Source organism: Streptomyces sp. URMC 126, assembly GCF_051386555.1.
Lineage (GTDB): Bacteria > Actinomycetota > Actinomycetes > Streptomycetales > Streptomycetaceae > Streptomyces.
Genome location: NZ_JBPQTX010000505.1, coordinates 1 through 3161, shown reverse-complemented (window position 1 = coordinate 3161; position 3161 = coordinate 1). Strand labels below are relative to the sequence as shown.

Genomic DNA, 3161 nt, shown 5'->3' with positions numbered 1-3161 from the left:
GGGTGCGGGTGGTGGGATGCGGGCGCGGCGGCGCCGGGGGAGCGCCGGGGAGCCCTGAGGCGGCCCGGGGCGTTGCACCCGGGTTCCGACGGGTGCCCGGTGTGCGCGCGGGACCGCCGGGGGGGCAGAACCGGGGTCACGCCGAGGACGGGGCCGGGTTCCGGTCCCGGTTCGGGTCGGGAGGTCCGCTGAGGGCCGGAGAGGCCGACGAGACGGCGTACCCGCAAGCCGGCCGAGACGCACTCGGAGACAGCGAAGGCGCCCCCTGGAGACGGCAAGTCGTCCTCGGGGACGCCCGAACGCGCTCGGGGATGCCCGAACACGATCGGAGGCGGCGAAGGCGCCTCGGAGGCGGAGACGGCCAAGGCATCCCCGACGGTGGGGGGACTCTCCTTGCCCCCACCCAACCCCAGCGGCCTCCGGCCTCCGCCCTCCCCGCGCAAGGGCGCCGACCATCCCTGGCCGCTACTCGTTGGCGATCTCCTCGATCACGGTCGCGCCGAGTTCGCGAATGATCAGGTCGTGGCCGGTGAGGGCGGTGTCGTCGAGGTCGGGGTCGTCCTCGGCGGGCATGTCGTCCTCAAGGGCGACGGACGGTGGCTCGGGCTCACGGTAGGGCTGCGCCGGGGCAGCCGGAGCGGCCTGTTGCGGTGCCGCCGGGCCGGAAGGGGCCTGCGGAGGCTGCGGGGCTTGTGGGGCGGCCGTGGGAGCCGGCGCCGCAGCCGGTGGGCGGGGAGCGGCCGACGCGGAGGCGGCCGGCGCGAACCCACCGCCACCGCCACCACTGCCGTACGCGCCGCCACCACCGCCGTACGCACCGCCGCCACCGAAGCCGCCGCCACCGCCGCCGAAGCCGCCACCGCCGGAACCGGCGGCCGGACCGGTGCCGCCGCCCCCGCCCCCGCTCGCGTCCACGACGAGTTCGATCTTCCACTGGACGCCAAAGGCGTCGTTGAGCGCCTGGCGGAGGACGTCCTCACTGCCGCTGTTGGCGAAGCTGTCCCGCGCTCCGACGTTGGAGAAGCCCACCTGGACCGTCGCGCCGTCGAAGCCGCTCACGTGGGCGTTCTGGCTGAGCAGGATCCACGTGAAACGTCGGCGGTTCTTGACCGCGTCGAGGATCTGCGGCCACATCTGACGGACCTGGTCCACGCTGCCGCCGTGCGCCTGGGGCGGCTGTGCCTGGGCTGCCGGGGGGTACCCGGGAGCCTGGCCCGGCTGGGAAGGCTGCGCCGGCTGAGGCGCCTCCGCAGGAGCCGTGGCCGGGGCCGTGGTCGGAGCCGTGGTCGGCCAGCCACCGGGCCGCGCGGCGGGCGGCTGCCCGGCCCCCTGCGCCGGCTCGGCGGCGGTCGGCCAGGCACCGGGCTGGGCGGCGGGAGCCGCGGGAGCACCGGCCGCGGAACCGGCGCCCTGCCCCGGCGCCGTAGCCGTGGGCCACGCACCGGGCCGGGGCGCGGCGACATCGGGCTGAGCGGGAGCGGCCGGCGGGGCTGCCGGCGGAGCCGCCTGAGCGGGGGCCTGAGCGGAGGCTTGGCCGGGGGCCTGAGCGGCGGGGGGGTAGGCGGGCGCATGACCGGGCGCCGCGGCAGGCTGCGCGCCGCCGCCGGCGGGAACGGCGCCCGATACGGCCGCGCGAGCGGCGGCGGGCCCGGAGAGCCCCATGGCGGACGGGTCGTGGGCGTGCGGCCCGGGCTCGTAACCGGCGGAGGGACCGCCCTGCGGCGCCCCCATGAAACCTCCGGCGGCCGGGCCCGCGCTCAGCCCCATCCGCTCCAGCTTGTCGAGCCGGGCGCGGACGGAGCGCTCGTCGTCGTACGCGCCGGGGAGCAGGACGCGCGCGCAGATCAGCTCCAGCTGGAGCCGCGGGGACGTGGCGCCGCGCATCTCCGTCAGCCCCTCGTTGACGAGGTCGGCGGCGCGGCTGAGCTCTCCGGCGCCGAAGACGGACGCCTGTGCCTGCATGCGCTCGACGACGTCGGCGGGGGCATCGATCAGCCCCTTCTCGGCGGCGTCCGGGACGGCGGCGAGGATGACGAGGTCGCGCAGCCGCTCCAGGAGGTCGGCGACGAAGCGGCGGGGGTCGTTGCCGCCCTCGATGACCCGGTCCACGACCTCGAACGCGGCTCCGCCGTCGCCGGCCGCGAACGCGTCGACGACGGCGTCGAGCAGCGAACCGTCCGTGTACCCGAGCAGGGACGTCGCCATGGCGTACGTCACACCGTCCTCGGCGGCACCGGCGAGCAGCTGGTCCATCACGGACATCGAGTCACGCACGGACCCGGCGCCGGCCCGGACGACGAGCGGCAGCACGCCCTCCTCGACCGGGATCTTCTCCTGCTCGCAGACCTGCCCCAGGTAGTCGCGGAGCGTGCCGGGCGGGACCAGGCGGAACGGGTAGTGGTGCGTACGCGACCGGATCGTCCCGATGACCTTCTCGGGCTCGGTGGTGGCGAAGATGAACTTGAGGTGCTCCGGCGGCTCCTCGACCACCTTCAGCAGGGCGTTGAAGCCCGCCGAGGTGACCATGTGCGCCTCGTCGATGATGTAGATCTTGTAGCGGCTGGAGGCCGGCCCGAAGAAGGCCTTTTCGCGCAGCTCACGGGCGTCGTCGACACCACCGTGGGACGCGGCGTCGATCTCGATCACGTCGATCGAGCCCCGCCCGTTCCGCGCGAGGTCCCGGCAGGACTGGCACTGCCCGCAGGGGGTGGGCGTCGGGCCCTCCTCGCAGTTCAGACAGCGCGCGAGGATGCGCGCGCTCGTCGTCTTGCCACAGCCGCGCGGCCCACTGAACAGGTACGCGTGATTGACCCGGTTGTTCCGCAGCGCCTGCTGCAACGGGGTGGTGACATGCTCTTGCCCGATGACCTCGGCGAAGGACTCGGGGCGGTAGCGGCGGTAGAGCGCGAGGGACGACACACCTACGACGATATCGGGCCCCACTGACAAGTGGCCTCGCTCACAGTTTCCGCCCCCGGCCGCCCCTGCCGCGAACCCCACGACGCCCCGGCGACCACGCGCCACAGCCCCCTGAAAACACAAGGGCCCCCCACGCACCCGCCAGAGCCCACTTACCCTTGCTGCCTTCCGGCCCTGGGGGAGTTGGGTGAGATAGCGCCACGTGAGGGGCTTGCCCCCCACCCTAGCGCACTCCACCCCCA

1 protein-coding gene and 1 other RNA gene are annotated in these 3161 nt (G+C 75.0%); both read right to left on the bottom strand.

From position 1 onward, the window contains the following. Nucleotides 1-465 precede the first annotated feature (465 nt). Nucleotides 466-2919: a DNA polymerase III subunit gamma and tau gene (locus tag ACSNOK_RS32030; protein WP_436784299.1), complete on the bottom strand. Its 2454-nt coding sequence runs from the start codon at nt 2917-2919 to the stop codon at nt 466-468. Nucleotides 2920-3038: 119 nt separating this feature from the next. Then, nucleotides 3039-3133: signal recognition particle sRNA small type (ffs, locus tag ACSNOK_RS32025), an RNA gene on the bottom strand. Between the last annotated feature and the right edge of the window lie 28 nt (nt 3134-3161).